General features: G+C 62.6%; 13 protein-coding genes. 3 read left to right on the top strand and 10 right to left on the bottom strand.

Annotation, left to right across the window (positions count from 1 at the left end):
- Positions 1–6 precede the first annotated feature (6 nt).
- The 7 genes from baeS to MC269_RS06185 all read right to left on the bottom strand — a co-directional run bounded on the left by baeS (position 7) and on the right by MC269_RS06185 (position 10,927).
- Positions 7–1,395, bottom strand: a complete 1,389-nt coding sequence (gene baeS, locus MC269_RS06155; RefSeq protein ID WP_239954449.1) for a two-component system sensor histidine kinase BaeS — start codon at positions 1,393–1,395, stop codon at positions 7–9.
- Positions 1,392–2,798, bottom strand: a complete 1,407-nt coding sequence (gene mdtD, locus MC269_RS06160; protein WP_239954450.1) for a multidrug transporter subunit MdtD — start codon at positions 2,796–2,798, stop codon at positions 1,392–1,394. The genes baeS and mdtD overlap by 4 nt, the downstream gene beginning before the upstream one ends.
- Before the next feature lie 14 nt (positions 2,799–2,812).
- Positions 2,813–3,211 carry a type II toxin-antitoxin system VapC family toxin gene (locus MC269_RS06165; RefSeq protein ID WP_239955079.1) on the bottom strand — a complete coding sequence of 133 codons (399 nt, stop codon included), beginning with the start codon at positions 3,209–3,211 and terminating at the stop codon, positions 2,813–2,815.
- Positions 3,211–3,444 carry a type II toxin-antitoxin system VapB family antitoxin gene (vapB, locus tag MC269_RS06170; protein ID WP_239954451.1) on the bottom strand — a complete coding sequence of 78 codons (234 nt, stop codon included), beginning with the start codon at positions 3,442–3,444 and terminating at the stop codon, positions 3,211–3,213. The genes MC269_RS06165 and vapB overlap by 1 nt, the downstream gene beginning before the upstream one ends.
- 66 nt (positions 3,445–3,510) lie before the next feature.
- Entirely contained in the window at positions 3,511–6,582 is a 3,072-nt protein-coding gene (mdtC, locus tag MC269_RS06175; protein WP_239954452.1) for a multidrug efflux RND transporter permease subunit MdtC, read from the bottom strand.
- The gene (locus tag MC269_RS06180; RefSeq protein ID WP_239954454.1) at positions 6,579–9,701 is read right to left on the bottom strand and encodes an MdtB/MuxB family multidrug efflux RND transporter permease subunit; all 3,123 of its coding nucleotides are present in this window, start codon (positions 9,699–9,701) and stop codon (positions 6,579–6,581) included. The genes mdtC and MC269_RS06180 overlap by 4 nt, the downstream gene beginning before the upstream one ends.
- Positions 9,701–10,927 (bottom strand): MdtA/MuxA family multidrug efflux RND transporter periplasmic adaptor subunit, encoded by a 1,227-nt coding sequence (locus MC269_RS06185; protein ID WP_239954456.1) that lies wholly within the window; start codon positions 10,925–10,927, stop codon positions 9,701–9,703. The genes MC269_RS06180 and MC269_RS06185 overlap by 1 nt, the downstream gene beginning before the upstream one ends.
- Positions 10,928–11,165: 238 nt before the next feature.
- Here MC269_RS06185 and MC269_RS06190 point away from each other — a divergent pair, with 238 nt between their 5' ends.
- The gene (locus MC269_RS06190; RefSeq protein ID WP_239954458.1) at positions 11,166–12,125 is read left to right on the top strand and encodes an aldo/keto reductase; all 960 of its coding nucleotides are present in this window, start codon (positions 11,166–11,168) and stop codon (positions 12,123–12,125) included.
- A gap of 214 nt (positions 12,126–12,339) precedes the next feature.
- Complete coding sequence (locus tag MC269_RS06195) at positions 12,340–13,680, top strand: carbohydrate porin (RefSeq protein WP_239954460.1); 1,341 nt, start codon at positions 12,340–12,342, stop codon at positions 13,678–13,680.
- A gap of 122 nt (positions 13,681–13,802) precedes the next feature.
- Here MC269_RS06195 and yegD read toward each other — a convergent pair whose 3' ends face one another.
- From yegD to MC269_RS06210, 3 genes are all read right to left on the bottom strand, one after another.
- Positions 13,803–15,155: a molecular chaperone gene (gene yegD, locus MC269_RS06200; protein WP_081140480.1), complete on the bottom strand. Its 1,353-nt coding sequence runs from the start codon at positions 15,153–15,155 to the stop codon at positions 13,803–13,805.
- A gap of 63 nt (positions 15,156–15,218) precedes the next feature.
- The gene (locus MC269_RS06205; protein ID WP_239954461.1) at positions 15,219–17,447 is read right to left on the bottom strand and encodes a diguanylate cyclase domain-containing protein; all 2,229 of its coding nucleotides are present in this window, start codon (positions 17,445–17,447) and stop codon (positions 15,219–15,221) included.
- A 166-nt stretch (positions 17,448–17,613) separates the two neighbouring features.
- Positions 17,614–18,228: a phosphatase PAP2 family protein gene (locus MC269_RS06210; RefSeq protein ID WP_239954463.1), complete on the bottom strand. Its 615-nt coding sequence runs from the start codon at positions 18,226–18,228 to the stop codon at positions 17,614–17,616.
- 295 nt (positions 18,229–18,523) lie between these two features.
- Between MC269_RS06210 and udk the strand changes: the two genes are divergently transcribed.
- Positions 18,524–19,165: a uridine kinase gene (gene udk / locus MC269_RS06215; protein WP_239954465.1), complete on the top strand. Its 642-nt coding sequence runs from the start codon at positions 18,524–18,526 to the stop codon at positions 19,163–19,165.
- Positions 19,166–19,208: the final 43 nt, after the last annotated feature.

Here is a 19,208-nt window from a genome sequence, read left to right on the forward strand (position 1 = left end):
CGTCAGTCACGGCTGGGGAACATAGCGCAATTGTAGCGCGATTTTCAGTCCACCTAAATCAGAGTGCTCCGCAGCGATATGGCCGCCGTGCGCGTCAACGATGTTTTTGCAGATCGCCAGCCCCAGCCCCGAACCGCCGCTGGCGCGATTGCGCGACCCTTCGGTGCGGAAAAAGCGCTCGAAAATCTGCGCCTGCTGCTGCGCGTCCACGCCCGGCGCGCTGTCGGACACGCTCAGCTGCCAGTAAGGCGCCTCATACCAGAGCCGCACCTCGACCTGACCCGGCGCGTCGGTGTAGCGCAGGCTGTTTTCCAGCAGGTTAGTGAACAGCTGCATCAGACGGCCGGGATCGCCGAAGAAGGGCGCTTCGTCCGGCAGCTGCAGCGCGAGCGTCAGCCCGTGGCTGCGATAGCGTTCGTTAAAGCTGCCGGCGGTGACTTCCAGCAGCTGCACCAGATCGGTGGCCTGTTTGCGGTAGGCGAGGGCGCCTTCGTCGGAGAGCGAGAGCTGATGCAGATCGTCCACCAGCTTGCTCAGCACGCCCACTTCGCTCTGCAGCGAGCCGATCGCCTCCGGCGTCAGCTTGCGCACGCCATCCTGCATCGCCTCCAGCTCGCCGCGCATGATCGCCAGCGGGGTGCGCAGCTCGTGAGAGATGTCGGCCATAAAGGCGCGGCGCATGCTTTCGTTCTTCTCCAGCGAGCTGGCGAGGCGGTTAAAGTCCTGCGCCAGCTGGCCCAGCTCGTCATAGCTGCCGACCTCGACGCGGGTGGCGAAATTCCCCGCCGCCAGATGGTGCGTGCCCGCCACCAGCCGCTTGACCGGCGCCAGCAGGCCGCGCGACATCAGCCAGGTGACCAGCGCCGCCAGCAGCGTCGACAGGCCGACAATCAGCCAGCTGGTGCGCTTCTGCTGGTGATCGAAATTGATATCGGTGCTGCGCGTCAGCCGCTCCGGCGGCGACCCCACCACCCAGCCGACGATTTTGCCGTTGCTGGTGGTGATATTGCGCCGCGAGCCCTCCGGCGGCACCGGCGCACGCGGCCCCACCAGCACCTTATACTGCTGGTCAATAATCCAGAACTGGGTGCGCCAGCCGTGCGGCGGCAGCTGATTATTGCTGTCGGGATTCTGCTCCAGCGAGCGCAGCATGGTGAACACCAGCCGATCGTTATGGCGCAGGAAATCCCAGTTGCCGTGCTGTTCATACTGATCGGCCAGCGCGTCGCCAAGCATGGCGAGCCGCTGCTCGTTGCCGCGCTTGATATAGTCAACGAAACCGTGCTCGAAGCTGAGACGCACGCCCCAGTGCATGGTGATCAGTACCAGCATGCAGGTGGAAAAAATGGCTAAAAAGAGTTTGGCGCTGATGCCCAGGCGCAACGGGGACTTCATGATTTTCTCCGGCGTCGCAGATCGACGTTTTGACTGGTTTCCTTCGGCACGCGCCAGAACACCAGCGCGGGCAGCGCGATAATCAGCGCCATGCAGGCGTAGGCGATAACGAACATACTGTGGGTGTTGTCGCTGCTGCCCAGTGCGTCCTGGCCGAACGCGCCGAGCAGCAGGCCGGCGATAGTGACGCCGATGCTCATCGACAGCTGCATAATCATCGACAGCAGGCTGTTGCCGCTGGAGGCGAGCGCGTCGGGCAGATCTTTCAGCGTCAGGGTGTTCATCGACGAGAAGCGCAGCGCGTTCACCATGCCCTGCATCAGCAGCACCAGCGGCAGCAGCCACAGCCAGCCAAGCAGCGCCACCAGCGGAAAGAGCAGCACCACCACGGCGAGCGCCAGCGTGGTGCCGACCAGCGCATTACGGTAGCCGAACAGGTTGACGATGCGCACCACCACGCGCTTGATGCCCATATTGCCGAGCACCATCGGGATCATCATCAGCCCGGCGTGAAACGGCGTAAAGCCCATGCCGACCTGCAGAAAAATCGGCGTCATAAAGGGCAGCATGCCGCTGCCGATACGGCCCAAAAAGCTGCCGAGCAGGCCGATAGAGTAGAGGCGGTTGTCGAACAGCTTCAGGCTGAACAGCGCGTTGTCGTTGCGGCGCGCGTGTAGCAGGTAGAACAGCAGCGAAAAGACGCCGATCAGGATCATTGCGCCCAGCAGCAGCGACGAGCCGCCGCTGCTGCGCTGACCGTCGAGCGCCAGGGTCAGCGTCGCCATGCCGGCGGCCAGCAGCAAGAAGCCGATAAAATCGAAGCGCCGCGTCTGCATCGAGTAGTTGGGCATCAGCGTGAGGGTGGCGATGGCGCCGACGATGCCGACGGGAATATTGATCAGGAAGATCCAGTGCCAGCTGGCGTACTCCACCAGCACGCCGCCCAGCGCCGGGCCGACCAGCGGGCCAATCTGCCCGGGCAGGGTGACGAAGGTCATCGCCGACATATACTGCTCGCGCGGCACGATTTTCATCACCGTCAGGCGCCCGACCGGCACCATCATCGCGCCGCCGATGCCCTGCACCACGCGCGCCATCACCAGCTGATCCAGCGTCGAAGAGAGGGCGCACAGCAGCGAACCGACGCTGAACAGCACGATGGCGCTAAAAAAGATATTGCGCACGCCGAAGCGGTCCGCCAGCCAGCCGCTGACCGGCAGGGTCACCGCCACCGTCAGCACGTAGGAGACGATCACCGAATGCATATGCAGCGGGCTGACGCCCAGGTCATGCGCCATCGCGGGGATGGCGGTGTTGACGATGGTGGTGTCCAGCGTCTGCATAAAGAAGCCGAAGGCGACAATCCACAGCTGCCAGCGAACCGTGGCGTTTTGGGCGTTCATCAACACTCTCCTGCTTAAAGCCAGTTTTCGCTGAGCAAACCTTCCACCCGATTGAATTCGCGTAGGTTATTTGACACCAGCGTCAGGCCCATGCTGCGCGCATGCGCGGCGATATGCAGATCGTTCGCCCCGACTGGTGTCCCTTTACGCTCAAGATCGGCGCGAATGGCGCCGTAGTGAAAGGCAGCTCTGGCGTCATAGCTCAGCACGTCGAGACGAGACACGAAATCCTCAACGACGCGCAGATTGCGATCGGGGAACTGGCTTTTCTCGGCGCCGTAATAGAGTTCCGCCAGCGTAATGGAGGAGATCACCATGCGCCCCAGTTGCGCGTTGAACTTGCTCAGCATCTCTATGGGCCGCCGCTTTATCACATAGATAACAATGTTGGTGTCCAGCATATAACGATGCATCACAACGCTTCCCGTTCATCAGCTGGCGGCGTGGTTCGCTCTGACAGAAAGTCGTCGCTGACGCACTGTTCGCTCAGGAAAAAACTGTCCCAGGCATGCTCGACCGGCGCGATAATGCGTTCATTGCCCACCGCCCGGACGGTCACGTTTTTCACGTTTTCCGGAAAACGCACATCGGCGGGAATACGTACGTTTTGCGTGCGATTGCTGGTAAAAATAGTGCCTTGCGACATAAAACGTCCTCTTTAAACGCGGGTTAATCATTGCGCATTATGCTCTATAGCAAAAGTATAGAGCAACTACTCGCGCGCCAGTTCACGACGGTTTTGCCTGCTCCGCAGCTTATCCATATAGAGATAAACCACCGGCGTAGTGTAGAGCGTCAGCAGCTGGCTCATAATCAGTCCGCCAGCGATGGTAATGCCGAGCGGCTGACGCAGCTCCGCGCCGTCGCCGCTGGTGATCACCAGCGGCAGCGCGCCGAACAGCGCGGCGAGCGTGGTCATCAGTATCGGGCGAAAGCGCAGCAGGCAGGCCTGGAAAATAGCGTCGCGCGCGCTCAGGTTGCCGCTGCGCTGCGCGTCGAGGGCAAAATCCACCATCATGATGGCGTTCTTCTTCACGATGCCGATCAGCAGCAGAATGCCGATCAGGGCGATCAGGCTGAAAGGCGTATTGAACAGCGTCAGCGCCAGCAGCGCGCCGACCCCGGCCGAGGGCAGCGTCGAGAGAATGGTCAGCGGATGAACATAGCTCTCGTAGAGGATCCCCAGCACGATATAGACGGCGGCGATGGCGGCCAGCATCAGCCACAGCTGGCTGCTCTGCGACTGCTCAAACACCTGCGCGGTGCCGGCGAAGCTGCCGCGCACGCTGGAGGGCACGCCGATGGCGGTCATGGTGCGGTCGATGGCCGCTGAGGCTTCCGACAGCGACACCCCTTCCGGCAGGTTGAAGGAGATGGTCGAGGCGGCGGAAAGTCCCTCATGGTTAACCGACAGCGGCGCGTTGGCGGGCTGCCAGCGGGCGAACCACGCCAGCGGGATCGGCTTGCCGTCGCCGTTAATCACGAACATCTGATCCAGCGCGCTAATATCCTGGGTGTAGCGCGGGTCGACCTCCATCACCACTTTGTACTGATTCAGCGGCTGATAGATGGTGGAGATCTGCCGCTGGCCGAAGGCGTTGTTCAGCAGGGCGTTCGCCTCGGAGACGTCGATGCCGAGGCGCGACATGCTCTCGCGGTCGTAGATCAACGCCATCTCGCTGCCTTTATCCTGCTGATCGGAGTTGACGTCCGCCAGCTGCGGCAGCGCCGAGAAGGCCTGGCGGATTTTCGGCTCCCATTCGCGCAGCGCGGCGAGATCGTCGGAGAGCAGCGAATACTGATAGCTGGCGTTCGACTCGCGGCCGCCGGCGCGCAGATCCTGCACCGCGTTGAGATAGAGATTTGCGCCTGGCTCTTTCGCCAGCTTCGCGCGCAGCCGGGCGATCACCGCCTGCGCGTTCTCGCTGCGTTCCGAAAGCGGCTTCAGCGAAATAAACATCGAGCCGCTGTTGGTGCGCATCCCGCCGGTAAAGCCGACAACGCTTTCGACCGCCGGATCGGCTTTCACGATCACCATAAAATCTTGCAGCTTCTGCCGCATCGCCTGAAAAGAGATGCTCTGATCGGCGGAGATCGAGCCGGAGAGGCGGCCGGTATCCTGTTCCGGCATAAAGGTTTTCGGCACCTGGATAAACAGCCAGACGGTCAGCGCAACGGTGGCGAACAGCAGCAGCAGCACCCAGCGCGCATGGTTCAGCACCCAGCCCAGCGAGCGGCCGTATCCCTGCTGGATCGCCAGCAGCATCCGGCCGGCGCCGCGCCGACGCGGCTGGCTGTGCGGCGCGTGCGGCTTCAGCAAATAGGCGCACATCATCGGCGTCAGGGTAAGGGAAACCACCATCGAGATGGCGATCGCCACCGACAGCGTAATGGCGAACTCTGAGAAGAAGCGTCCAATCAGCCCGCCGGTCATCAGCAGTGGCAAAAATACGGCGATCAGCGACAGGCTCATCGACAGCACGGTAAAGCCCACTTCGCGCACGCCGGTCAGCGCCGCCTGTAACGGTTTCATGCCCGCCTCGACGTGGCGCGCGATATTCTCCAGCACCACGATGGCGTCATCCACCACGAAACCGGTGGCGATGGTCAGCGCCATCAGCGACAGGTTATTCAGGCTAAAGCCGCACAGATACATGGCGGCGAAGGTGCCGATCAGCGACACCGGCACGGCGGCGGCGGGGATCAGCGTAGCGCGGGCGGAGCGCAGGAAAACGAACACCACCATAATCACCAGCGCCACGGCGATGGTCAGCGACTGCTCCACTTCATGCAGCGAGGCGCGAATGGTCGGCGAGCGGTCCTGCGCGATCTGCAGATCGATGGCGGCGGGAATGGTCTGGTGCAGCGTTGGCAGCTCGGCGCGAATGCGATCCACGGTGTCGATCACGTTCGCCTCCGGGGTTTTACGCACCAGCAGCAGCACTGCGGGCTTGCCGTCCGCCATCCCGGCGTTGCGCACGTCCTGCACCGAATCCTGCACGCTGGCAACGTCGGCCAGCTTTACCGCCGCGCCGTTGCTGTAGTGCACCACCAGCGGCGCGTAGTCGCTGGCGGTTTTCAGCTCGTCGTTGGTGCGCAGCTGCCAGCGCTGCTGAGGATCTTCCAGCGCGCCCTGCGGCCGACGCTGGTTGGCGTTGGCGATCGCCTCGCGCACCGCGTCCAGCGAGACGCCCTGATTGAACAGCGCCTGCGGATTCAGCGCGACGCGCACCGCGGGCAGCGAGCTGCCGCCGACCGTGACGTCGCCGACGCCTTCGATCTGCGACAGCTTCTGCGCCAGCTGGGTCGAGGCGTAGTCATAGAGCTGGCCCGGATTATAGATATCCGAGGTCAGCGTCATGATCATAATCGGCGCGTCCGACGGGTTGACCTTGCGGTATGTCGGGCGGCTCGGCATCCCGGTCGGCAGCAGGCTCTGCGCCGCGTTGATCGCCGCCTGCACGTCGCGCGCCGCGCCGTTGATGTCGCGGTCGAAGTCGAGCACCAGGATAATGCGCGTGCTGCCGAGCGAGCTGGTGGAGGTCATCTCGCTGACGCCGGCGATGCGCCCCAGCGAACGCTCCAGCGGCGTCGCCACCGACGACGCCATAATCTCCGGCGATGCGCCCGGCAGTGAGGCGGAAATTACAATCACCGGAAAGTCCACCTGCGGCAGCGGCGCCACCGGCAGCAGGCGAAAGCCGAGCACGCCCGCCAGCGCGATGGCGAGGGTGAGCAGGGTGGTGGCCACCGGGCGGTGAATAAACAGCGCAAAAAATCTCACTGCTCCGCCTCCCGGCCGCTAAAGCGGCGCCGCGCGGCGCGTCCCAGGCGGTCGAACAGCAGATAGATCACCGGCGTGGTGAACAGCGTCAGCACCTGGCTGAGGATCAGCCCGCCCACCATTGCGATGCCGAGCGGATGGCGCAGCTCCGCGCCGACGCCGCTGCTGAGCATCAGCGGCAGCGCGCCCAGCAGCGCCGCCAGCGTAGTCATCAGGATCGGACGAAAGCGCAGCAGGCACGCCTGATAGATGGCGTCGTAGGGCGCCATGCCCTGTTCGCGTTCGGCGGCCAGCGCGAAGTCGATCATCATGATGGCATTCTTCTTCACGATGCCGATCAGCAAAATAATGCCGATGATGGCAACGATATCCAGCTCGCCGCCGCTCAGCATCAGCGCCAGCAGCGCGCCGACGCCGGCGGTGGGCAGCGTCGAGAGAATGGTGATGGGGTGAATAAAGCTCTCATAGAGCACGCCGAGCACGATATACATGGCGACGATGGCCGCGACGATCAGCCAGACGGTGCTGGTGAGCGCTGCCTCAAACGCCAGCGTGCTGCCCTGGAACTGGGTCATCAGCTCCGCGGGCATGCCGAGCTGCGCTTCTGCCGCGCTGACCGCCTTTACCGCGTCGCCCAGCGAATAGCCGTCGGCGACGTTGAAAGAGAAGGTCGCCGACGGGAACTGGTCGAGGTGGTTGACGCTCAGCGCGGTGTGACGCTGCTCAACGCTGGCGATGGCGCTCAGCGGCACGCTGCCGCCGTCGCTGCTGGTGAGGCGAATGCCCTCCAGCCCCGCCAGCCCCGGCGTGGCGCGGTTATCCTGCTCCAGCACCACGCGGTACTGGTTCGCCTGGGTGTAGATAGTGGAGATCAGGCGCTGGCCGAAGGCGTTATAGAGCGCGTTGTCGACGTCCGCCATGCTGATACCGAGGCGGCTGGCGCTGTCGCGATCGACGTTGACGTAGGCTTCCAGCCCCTGATCCTGCCAGTCGCTGCTGATATCGCGCAGCGCGGGCGACTGACGCAGCGCATCCAGCAGCTGCGGCACCCAGCTGCTGAGCGACGCCAGCGAGCCGGACTGCAGCGTGAATTGATAGGGCGTGCGGCTCGCCTGAGTTTCGATGGTGAGATCCTGTACCGGCTGCAGCCAGAGCGTGACGCCGGGAAGCTGGCTGACCTGCTGCTGTAGTCGCTGCTGCACCTGTGGGATGCGGTCGTCGCGCTCGCTCAGCGGCTTGAGGTTGATCTGCAGGCGCGCGCTGTTGAGCGCGGCGTTGGTGCCGTCGACGCCGACAAAAGAGGTCATGCTCTGCACCGCCGGATCTTTCATGATCAGCGAGGCGACGTCGCGCGTGCGCGCCGCCATGCTGGCGTAGGAGGCGCTTTGCGGCGCCTGCAGCGTGCCCTGAATAATGGAGTTATCCTGCTGCGGGAAAAAGCCCTTCGGGATCAGCACCCACAGCAGCACCGTCAGCAGCAGCGTGCCGAGCGCCACCGACAGCGTCAGCCAGGGATGCGCCAGCACCTTGCGCAGCCAGCCGCCGTAACCGGCGATCACCCGCTCGAAAAAGGCTTCACTGGCACGTGAAAAGCGATTCTGCTTGCGCAGCGACTCGGCGCTCAGCATGCGCGCGCACATCATCGGCGTCAGCGTCAGCGACACCACGGCGGAGATGAGGATCGCCACCGCCAGCGTGACGGCGAACTCGCGGAACAGGCGGCCGATGACATCGCCCATAAACAGCAGCGGGATCAGCACCGCGATCAGCGAAAAGGTGAGGGAGATAATGGTAAAGCCGATTTCGCCCGCGCCTTTAAGCGCCGCGTCCAGCGGTTTTTCGCCTTTCTCCAGATAGCGCGTGATGTTCTCGATCACCACGATGGCGTCGTCTACCACGAAGCCGGTGGCGATGGTCAGCGCCATCAGCGTCAGGTTATTGATGGAGAAGCCGAGGAAGTACATTGCGGCAAAGGTGCCGACCAGCGACAGCGGCACGGCGACGGCGGGAATAATCGTCGCCGGCACGTTGCGCAGAAACAGGTAAATAATCATCACCACCAGGCCGATGGCCAGCATCAGCTCGTGCTGGGTATCGGTGACCGAGGCGCGAATATTGGTGGTGCGGTCGGTCAGCAGCTGAACCTTGACCGACTTCGGCAGCGAGGCGGTGAGCGAGGGCAGCAGCGTGCGGATATTGTCGGCGGTGGCGATAATATTGGCACCCGGCTGACGCTGCACGTTAAGCACGATGGCGGCCTCGCGGTTGGCCCAGGCGCCGAGCCAGCTATTTTCCGCGCCCTGTTCAATGGTAGCCACGTCGCCAAGTCGCACCGGCGCGCCGTTGTTATAGCTGACAATCAGCTGGCGGTAATCTTCTGCCGACTTCATCTGATCGTTGGCGGAGAGGGTAATCGAGCGCTCCGGGCCGTCGAGGCTGCCTTTCGCCGAGTTGACGTTGGCGCTGCTGATGGCGGTGCGCACCTGCTCGCTGGTCAGGCCGAGCGCCGCCAGCGCCTGCGCGTTCATTTTTACCCGTACCGCCGGACGCTGGCCGCCGGAGAGCGTCACCAGCCCGACGCCGGAAACCTGGGAGATTTTCTGCGCCACGCGCGTCTCTACCATATCCTGCACCTGGGTCAGCGGCATGCTGCTGGTGGTGACCGCCAGCGTCATGATCGGCGGATCGGCGGGATTCACCTTGCTGGAGACCGGCGGGTTAGGCAGATCGTTGGGCAGCAGGCTGGTGGCGGCGTTGATGGCGGCCTGCACTTCCTGCTCGGCGACGTCGAGCGGCAGCGAGAGCTGGAACTGCAGGGTGATCACCGAGGCGCCGCCGGAGCTTTGCGACGCCATCTGCTTCAGCCCCGACATCTGGCCGAACTGGCGCTCAAGCGGCGCGGTAATAGCGGAGGTGGTGACGTCCGGGCTGGCGCCGGGATAGAGCGTCACCACCTGAATGGTGGGATAGTCCACTTCCGGCAGCGCCGACACCGGCAGAAAACGGTAGCCGAGAATGCCCGCCAGCAGAATGGCGATCATTAACAGCGTGGTGGCGACCGGACGTAAAATAAACTGACGCGACGGCCCGCCGCTGGCGTCAGGAGGCATCACCTGCATTACTCGCGCGCTCCTTTCGCCGGCTGCGCCGCGCGGCTGCTTTTCAGCGCGGTGCTCTGCGGCGCAACCACCTCGACCTGGGCGCCTTCTGTCAGGCGATCCAGCCCGTCGGTCACCACGCGTTCGCCCGCGCTCAGCCCGGCGCTGATCACCACCTGCTGGCTATTCTGCAGCCCGGCGGTGACGCTCTTCTTGCTCACTTTATTGTCGCTGTTCACCACCCAGACGAAATGGCCCTCGTTGCCCATCTGCAGCGCGGCGGTGGGGATGACGATCGCATCCTGCAGGGTGTTGACCTTCAGTCGCGCGTTGACGAACTGGTTGGGGAAAAGTTTGTCATCCTGATTGTCGAAGCGCGCCTTCATTTTGATGGTGCCGGTGGTGACGTCGATCTGGTTGTCGATGCTGAGCAGCGCGCCCTGGGTCAGCAGCGTCTGGTTGCTGCGATCCCAGGCCTCGACCAGCAGCGGCTGGCCGCTTTTTTGCGCCTGCATGATGTCGGGCAGCGCGTTTTCCGCCAGGCTGAACACCACGTCGATGGGATGGGTCTGGGTGATCACCACCAGGCCACTGGTGTCGCCGCTGGTAATGTAGTTGCCCACGTCGACCTGTTTCAGGCCGACGCGGCCGGCGATGGGCGCGGTAATGCGGCTATAGGTCAGGTTAAGCTGGGCGCTGGCGACGCTGCCTTCGTCCGCCTTAATTGTGCCCTGGGTTTCGCTCACCAGCGAGCGCTGCGTATCCAGCTCCTGCTGCGATACCAGCGAGGTTTTCGCCAGCTTCTCAAAGCGCGCCAGATCGCGCCGCGCGTTCGCCAGCGTCGCCTGATCCTTCGCCAGCTGGCCCTGCGCCTGGGTCAGCGCCACCTGATAGGGACGCGGATCGATCTCCGCCAGCAGCTGACCCGCCTGCACCTGCTGCCCTTCCTGAAAGTGCAGCGCCATCAGTTCGCCGTCGACGCGGCTGCGCACCGTTACGGTACTGGCGGCGGTAACGGTCCCCAACCCGCTAAGAAAGTGCGGCACGCTCTGGCTCTCGGCGGTGGCGGCCTGAACCGGCGCCAGCGGTCGCGCCGCGCCGCCGCCTTTGCCACGGTGCGGGCGGGCGTCGGTTTGGGTGTCAGTGTCGGGCTGCGCGGGATGGTGCCACCAGAAATATCCGCCTGCGGCGACGGCAATCACCGCCAGCGCAATCAGGCTCTTTTTCAACAAGGAAGGTCGGTTCATCTTATCGTTTGCTCTCCAGCTGTGTCGAAATTCCCAAAACGCAGGCTAAAAGACGGCAACCTGCAAATAGAGGAGTGTAGACCCGTAAAGCGGGCAGAAGTTGAAGGAATTAAGGATATCTGTCAGGCCGGCGTAAGTATCCCTCTCCGAACAAACTTATCGAGGAATTACGCATAAAGCGGCGATTTGGCTTTTGCTATGCTCACTAACAGGCCATGAGAGGTTTAAGGAGGAAATAATGAGTCAGGTTGAAACCCGTCAGCTCGGCGATACCGGCATCCAGGTGCCGCGGCTGACCTTTGGCGGCAACGTGTTCGGCTGGACGCTGGATCAGGCGCACTCTTTTTCCCTGCTGGATGCGCTGGTGGAGAAAGGGCTGTGGTTTATCGATACCGCCGATGTCTATTCGCGCTGGGCGCCGGGCAACCAGGGCGGCGAATCGGAAACCATTATCGGCAACTGGCTGAAAAAAAGTGGCAAGCGCGATCGCATCGTGCTGGCGACCAAGGTAGGCATGGAACTCTCGCCGGAGAAAACCGGCCTGAAGCCGCAGTATATTCGTCAGGCGGTAGAGGATTCGCTGCGCCGTCTGCAAACCGACTATATCGATCTCTATCAGGCGCACCGCGACGACAGCGACACGCCGCTGGCGGAGACGCTGGCCGCGTTTGATTCGCTGATCAAAGAGGGCAAGGTGCGCGCCATCGGCGCCTCGAACTACAGCGCGCCGCGTCTGCAGGAGGCGCTGAAGGTGAGCGAAGAGCACGGGCTGGCCCATTACGCCACCCTGCAGCCAGAGTACAATCTCTACGATCGCGCAGGCTATGAGTCGGCGCTGGAGGCGGTGGCGACGCAGCACGGGCTGGGGGTGATTAACTACTATTCGCTGGCGAGCGGCTTTCTCAGCGGCAAATACCGCCGCGCGGAGGACGCGAGCAAAAGCGCGCGCGGGCAGGGGGTGGTGGAGAAATACCTTAATCCGCGCGGGCTGGCGATTCTCGCCGCGCTCGACGAGATCGCCAACGCCCACGGCGTGACGCCAACCCAGGTGGCGCTGGCGTGGCAGATCGCCCGGCCGAGCATTACCGCGCCCATCGTCAGCGCCACCTCGCTGGCGCAGCTGGAGGATCTGATCGGCGCCACGCAGCTGCGGCTGACGGCGGATGAGAGAGAGAAACTGGCGCAGGCCAGCAGCTAATTCCCGCCGACGAGGCGCTCTGACGCCTCGTCTGTAATTTGCGTGCCATTCTGTGCGTTTAGCGCAGCCGCGTTTCCGTTCAGCGATCCCCTTCACAATTGCTTGAAGAAACTGTCTCTTTGTTTATTCGTGCGCACATTTTTACAAAAGTTGAACTTTTTGCAGCACTATCCTCTGCGTGGAAACAACCTTCATTCAGATAAGAAGAACGATCATGAACAGAAAAAAAGCAGTGCAACACTTCCCGCTGCGCCGCCTGGCGGCTGGCTCCCTGATGTTTGCCATGCTGAGCGCCTCTGCTGTGGCCGCAGATGCCTTTAGCGCCGACTCGCCCTATATGTTCGGCGACTGGAACGGCTCGCGAACGCAGCTGGAAAATGACGGCGTTAAATTTGACGTCAATTACACCATGGAAAGCGCATCGAACCTCGGCGGCGGCGCCGACACCAACACCTCAATGCGCTACAGCGATCAGTGGGCGTTCGGCGCTAATCTCGATCTCGAGAAGCTGCTCGGCTGGCAGGATGCGCAGTTCCAGGCCACCATCACCAACCGTGACGGACAGAATATTTCCGATCAGGTCGCGGATCGCCGCACCGGCATGCTCTCCTCGGTGCAGGAAGTCTATGGACGCGGACAGACCTGGCGTCTGACGCAGTTCTGGCTGAGTAAAGGGCTGTTTGACGACGTGGTCAACCTGAAAGCGGGCCGCGTCACCGTCGGCGAAGATTTCGACAACTTCGACAGCAAGTTCCAGAACCTGGCGTTCGGTAGCGGCCAGGCGGGCAACTGGCGCGGCGACCGCTGGTTTAACTGGCCGGTGTCGCAGTGGGGCGGCCGCGTGAAGCTCAACATCACGCCAGAGGTGTTCTTCCAGGTCGGCTTCTATAACCAGAACAGCGCCAACTACGATCGCGGCGACGGCTTCCGCCTCGACACCAGCAACTCCGAGGGCAATATGGTGCCGGTAGAGCTGGGCTGGAAACCGACGCTGGGGCCGGACAAGCTGCCGGGTAACTACCGCATCGGCTACTACTACTCTTCGGTCAACGGCGACGTCTACGGTAGCTGGCGCGACGGCGGCTATCAGGACAAGGCGCACGCCTACGGCGGCTACGTGCTGCTGCAGCAGCAGCTGACCGCGCAGGGCGGCGACGCCAGCCGCGGCCTCGGCGTGTCGGTTCAGGCGGTGATGAACGATCACAAAACCTCGAAAACCGATAACTATCAGTCGATCGCCTTTACCTGGGCGGGTCCGTTCGACGCGCGTCCTGAGGATGAGATCGGCGTAGCGGCGGCGCGTATTCACGTTAACAGCGACTACACGCGCGCGCAGCGTCAGCAGAACGCCGCCAACGGCGAAACGGATTTCGACAGCCCGACCTATCTGCCGATTCAGGATGGTTCGGAATATAACTACGAGGTTTACTACAACGTGAAGCTGGCGAAATGGCTGCAGGTGCGTCCGAACCTGCAATATATCGTCGCACCGGGCGCGGTGAGTGAAGTGAAAGATGCCTTTGTCGGCGGCATCAGCGCCAATATCAACTTCTGATAGCGCAGCGGCCTGAAGTTTGCACTCTCAGGCCGCACACACGTATCTGAGCGGATGGCATGGCTCTTCGGGCCATGCCATCCGCGTTAGCGCAATACTCTCCCTGCCTGCTTCCCTTTCTCTTAGCGAAACATCACCTCTGCCCAGCGCGCCAGGCCGGCCGTGACCGAGCCGAAATCATCGCCGCTGGCGATCGGCGTCTCCGGCAGCGCCTGCTGCAGCGCGGCGCGCAGCACCGGCGAACGCGCGCTGCCGCCCGTCAGATAGATCACTTCAGGTTTGGCATCGCAGCTGGCGAGCGCCAGATGCACCTGCTCCAGAATACGCTCCAGCGGCTGGTTGATCGCCTCCTGCAGCAGGGTGTCGCTGATGGCGGCGTGCAGCTGTGGCGCGATAAACTCCAGGCTGGCGTCGAAGGCGGCGCGGTCGGACAGGGCGATTTTGCTCTCCTCCGCCGCGCGCACCAGACGATAGCCGAGCTTCTGCTGCCACACCTTCAGCAGACGCGCCACCTGTTCGCCCTGCTCGGCGTCGCGCACCAGATCGCGCAGCAGCTTGCCGCAGGCGGCGGAGTAAAACTCGCTCTGCGCCGGCACGTCGTTGATCGCCACCGCATTCCACCACGGCAGCGCGGGCAGGGCGGTGCCTTTCTGCGTCTTGCCGCCCAGTCCGAGCAGCGGCATCAGAGTTTTGAACGCCAGCATAATGTCGAGATCGTTGCCGCCGACGCGGCAGCCGCTATGGCCGAGCAGGCTGGCGCGACGATCCGACAGCGTGCGCCACTCTGGCCCCATCAGCAGCATCGAGCAGTCGGTGGTACCGCCGCCGATATCCACCACCAGCACCCGCGTCTCGCGCGTCAGCGTCGCCTCGAAATCGAGACCGGCTGCCACCGGCTCGAACTGAAATTCTACGTCGCGGAAACCGGCGCGCTTCGCCGCGCGCAGCAGAATGTTCTGCGCCTGCGCGTTGGCCTCATCGCCGCCGAGTCCCTGAAAGTTAATAGGACGGCCGATAACCGCCTGATCGATGGCGCCGTCGAGCTGCGCTTCGCCCTGCGCGCGAATATGGCGCATCATGGCGCACACCAGATCTTCAAACAGCGCGATCTGCTGCGGCTTCAGCCCGCTGGCGCCCAGAAAGGATTTCGGGGATTTAACGAACCAGGTCTCTTCCGGGTCGACCATATAGTGCTGCAGCGCGGTGAGGCCGAACTGCACGCTGTTGGCCGTGACCTCGATGTCCTCTTCGCGGTTATAGCGCAGCGCGCGCTGCAGCAGCGCCGTGGTTTCTTCGTCCGGCGTCGCCACCTGATGGTGACGGTAGAGCCATTCGCTTACCGCTTCGCGCGTGGGTGCGGCTATCATCGACGGCAGCAGGCGCTGGCCATTCTCCAGCGTCAGCAGGCGCGGCGTGCCGTTTTCGCACACCGCAATGGAACAGTTCGCCGTACCGTAATCGAAACCAATGAACATCTGATGCCCCTCCCGGAAAAAAGGGGGCGACTTTAGCGCAGCTTACAAGGGCTGGCAAGAGGCTCAGCGCGCCGGTGGAGCGTAGACCGCCAGCCGGCCGCGTCCCGCTTTTTTGGCGTTGTAACAGGCGATATCCGCCTGCGACAGCACCTCCGCGCCGATATTGTTGTCGGCGGAGATCTGCGTCAGCCCGGCGCTGGCGCCGACCTGAAAAACGGCGCCCTGCCAGCTGAAGGCGTAGCCGTTGACCGCCGCAACGATGCGCTGCACCACCTCGCGCCCCTGCGCCAGCGGGCACTCCGGCATCAGCAGGGCGAACTCGTCACCGCCGAGGCGCGCCAGAAAATCGCTGCCGCGCAGCGCGTGCTGCATCAGCTCGGCGAGTTCACGCAGCAGCGCGTCGCCCGCCGCGTGTCCGGCGGTGTCGTTAACCGCTTTGAATTTATCGAGGTCGATAAAAGCCAGCACATGCTGATGCTGGCGCTCGACGGCGTCGCTCAGCAGCCGCTGCAGCTGGCGTTCAAAGCTGGCGCGGTTGGGCAGCCGGGTCAGGGTGTCGTGCAGCGCGCTGTAGCTGAGGCGCTTCATCATCTTGCGCGACTCGCTGACGTCCTGAATTACCATCACCGCGCCGATCTCCTCGCCTTCCAGCGTGCGCAGCGGCGTAATGCTGTAGTGGATCTCCACCATGGTGCCGTCGGCGGCGTGCAGCACCAGCTCGTCATCGAGATCCGGCGTGGTCTTCTCCACTGGCAGACGGCGCAGCAGCAGATTTTCCACCGGCGTCCCGTGGCGGCCGTGGCTGATCTGCAGCAGCGCGCTCAGCGGCTGGCCCGCCGCCTCCTGCTCGCGGCGCCCGCTCATCTTCTCCGCTACCGGATTCATAAAGGTGACGCGCATCTCACTGTCGGTGCTGATCACCGCCTCGCCGATAGAGTCGAGCGTGATCGCCATACGCTCTTTTTCCTGAAACAGCGCGTCGTTCGCCAGCGTAATGCGCTCCATCAGGCGTCGGTTAGTCTGCTCGCTCTGTTTTAGCGCAGAGATATCGATAATCTGCGCGATAAAGTAGAGCGGATGGCGCGCGGCGTCGCGCACCAGCGACACCGTCAGGCGCGCCCAGACGATGTCGCCGCTTTTGCGAAAGTAGCGCTTCTCGATGGTGTAGGCGTCAACGTCGCCGCGCAGCAGCTGGTCTGCATGCTGCAGATCGTTCTCCAGATCGTCAGGATGGGTGATCTGCTGAAAGGTCAGCTTTCTCAGCTCGGCGGCGGGAAAGCCCAGCGTCTGGCAGAGAGAATTATTGACCTGCAGCCAGACGCCCTCCGGCGAGACCAGCGCCATGCCGATGGCGGAATACTCCATCGCGTGGCGAAAACGGGTTTCGCTTTCGCTGATGTGGTGCTTCTCGCGCCGAAACGCATCCATCACCAGCGCCATCACGTGGCTGGGGATCAGCCCCAGCAGGAAGGGCACCCAGTTGGCGATCTGCCCAGGCGCGTTGCTGCGCGTTTCCACCGTCACCAGCCCCAGCGCCAGCATCAGCGACACCGCGCAGGCGTTAAGCAGAAACAGCAGAAACGCATCCCGCTTCGGCAGGCGCACCGCGCACCAGAACAGGATCACCACGATGCAGGTAAAAGGCCAGGGCATAAAGCGCAGCGCCAGCCAGGTGGCGCCGAGGGTCAGCAGCAGGGTAAAGAGAAACTCCGCCAGCCGACGCAGGCTGAGCGCGCCGGTGCGCAGCGGCCAGGGCATCAGCAGCAGCACCGGGCCCAGCGCCAGCATGCCGATCACTTCAGAAATCACCCAGGTAGAGAGAAAGGAAAAGCGCCCGCTGCCGCTGATATTCAGCACCCACAGCGCCAGCAGGCCGCCCAGCAGCGGCGTCAGCAGGCCGACCGACAGCATAAAGCGCAGCCAGTCGAGCAGCGAGTTGAGCGGCGCGTGACGCTTTAGCAGCGCGCGCAGCATCACGCCGCCGACGATCCCCTGCAGCAGGTTGATCAGCGTAAACAGCAGATTGGCCGGATTGGGGCCGAGTATCAGACCATTGGCCAGCGCGGTGCCTGCGGCGCAGGCCAGCAGCAGCAGCGGCACGTGACGGGAAGGCGTGCGAAACACCACGATGGTCATCAGCGACGTCGCGAACCAGAGCGGCGAAATGCGGCCGCTGAAGACGATCAGCTCCAGACAAAATAGCGTCAGCGCAAAGGCGATCGCCCCGAGGATCAGGGCGCTCAGCAGGTGGTTTTGCGGTCTGTCCGGCGAGGACAACAGTTCAACACTCATTCACTAACCCGGCATCGCGCACAGCGTCAATATGACGAAAAATGCGCCAGTCATTCTCTTTTGGGCATGCTAGCACATCGCTGCAGGGATGCGGCCGTTAAATCAAATTTGTGCGATATTCAACGAATTGACTGGCCCTTTTTCGCAAAAAAAGGGCGCAGCACGCTCAGGGGCGGAACAGATCGGCGCGGGTGAACGGTTTTTCCAGCCCGGCGATATCGGCAGAGAAACGTTCAAGAAACTGTTGCGTTGTGGCTTTGCGCCCGTGGCCCAGCAGCAGCAGCGGCACTAAAAAGGCAACGCCGATCTGCGGCCAGCTAAAGCCCTTTAACGCGGTGCGACGCTGGCTAAGCAGAAAGGCGGAGCTGAGGGTAAAGCCGAGCAGCAGCCCGGTGGCGACTTCGCTGGCGGAGTGTGCGTGGATCACCAGACGCGAGAAGCCGACCATCAGCGGGATCAGGTAGCCGACGGCGATAGCGCTCAGGCGCAGCAGCGGCGGCCAGCGGCCGGAGACCAGCCACAGCATCACCGGCCACAGGGTCGCTGACATCGCGCTGTGGCCGCTGAAGCCGGTAAAATTGAACCGGGCGCTGCCGATGCCGAAGCCGAGAAACAGAATTTTTGACAGGCTCACCAGCAGGCCCGCCAGACCAAAGGCGAGCAGCCAGTACCAGACCGTGCGGCGGTTATCGCTCTTCCACGGCAGGATCAACGCGATAATGACCGCGGTCGGGATCAGCAGCATGCTGTCGCCAAAGTAGGTCAGAGTTCTCCAGTGCATAAGCTTCCTTTATGGTGGGCTGGCATCGCGCGCCCGCACGGTTGCGGGGAATAACGCAGGCTTCCGCTGCCTGATGTGCCAGCCGCATCGGTTGTTATCAGTCTGGACCCAGTTTATCGGGTAACGGCTGCGGTTTGAAAAGGGGAAATTCTGAAATGGCGTCAGCGGCTTTTCTCTGGCGTCAAAAGAATGAAATCCCTATACTTAGCGCCTACTAAACCCTCTCCATTCCGTCCTGCGTCAAAACGCCTAATCCGCGTACAGCGCAGGCTCCAGTATCAGGTCTTTAAAAAGTATGACTGACAAGTCTCATCAGTGCGTGATTGTGGGCATTGCCGGTGCCTCCGCATCCGGAAAAAGTTTAATCGCCAGCACGCTCTACCGCGAAATCCGTGACCAGGTCGGTGACGAGCATATCGGGGTCATCCCGGAAGATGCCTATTATAAGGACCAGAGTCACCTCACCATGGATGAGAGGGTGAAAACCAACTACGACCATCCGAGCGCGATGGATCACGACCTGCTGCTGCAGCATTTGCAGGCGCTAAAGGCGGGCCAGGATATCGATCTGCCGGTTTACAGCTACGTCGAGCACACCCGTACGCGCGACAGCATCCATCTGAAGCCGAAAAAGGTGATCATCCTCGAAGGGATCCTGCTGCTCACCGACGCGCGGCTGCGTCAGGAGCTGAATTTCTCGATTTTCGTCGATACCCCGCTGGATATCTGCCTGATGCGCCGCATGAAGCGCGACGTCAACGAGCGCGGCCGCTCTATGGACTCGGTGATGAGCCAGTATCAGAAAACCGTGCGCCCGATGTTCCTGCAGTTTATCGAGCCGTCGAAGCAGTACGCCGATATTATCGTGCCGCGCGGCGGGAAAAACCGCATCGCCATTGATATCCTTAAGGCCAAAATCAATCAGTTTTTCGAATAGGCGCGTCGGGTCAGACGCGCGGCGAACCGCCTGTTACGCGCGT

This window comes from Pantoea sp. Z09, from assembly GCF_022394795.1.
Classification (GTDB): Bacteria; Pseudomonadota; Gammaproteobacteria; order Enterobacterales; family Enterobacteriaceae; genus Pantoea; species Pantoea latae.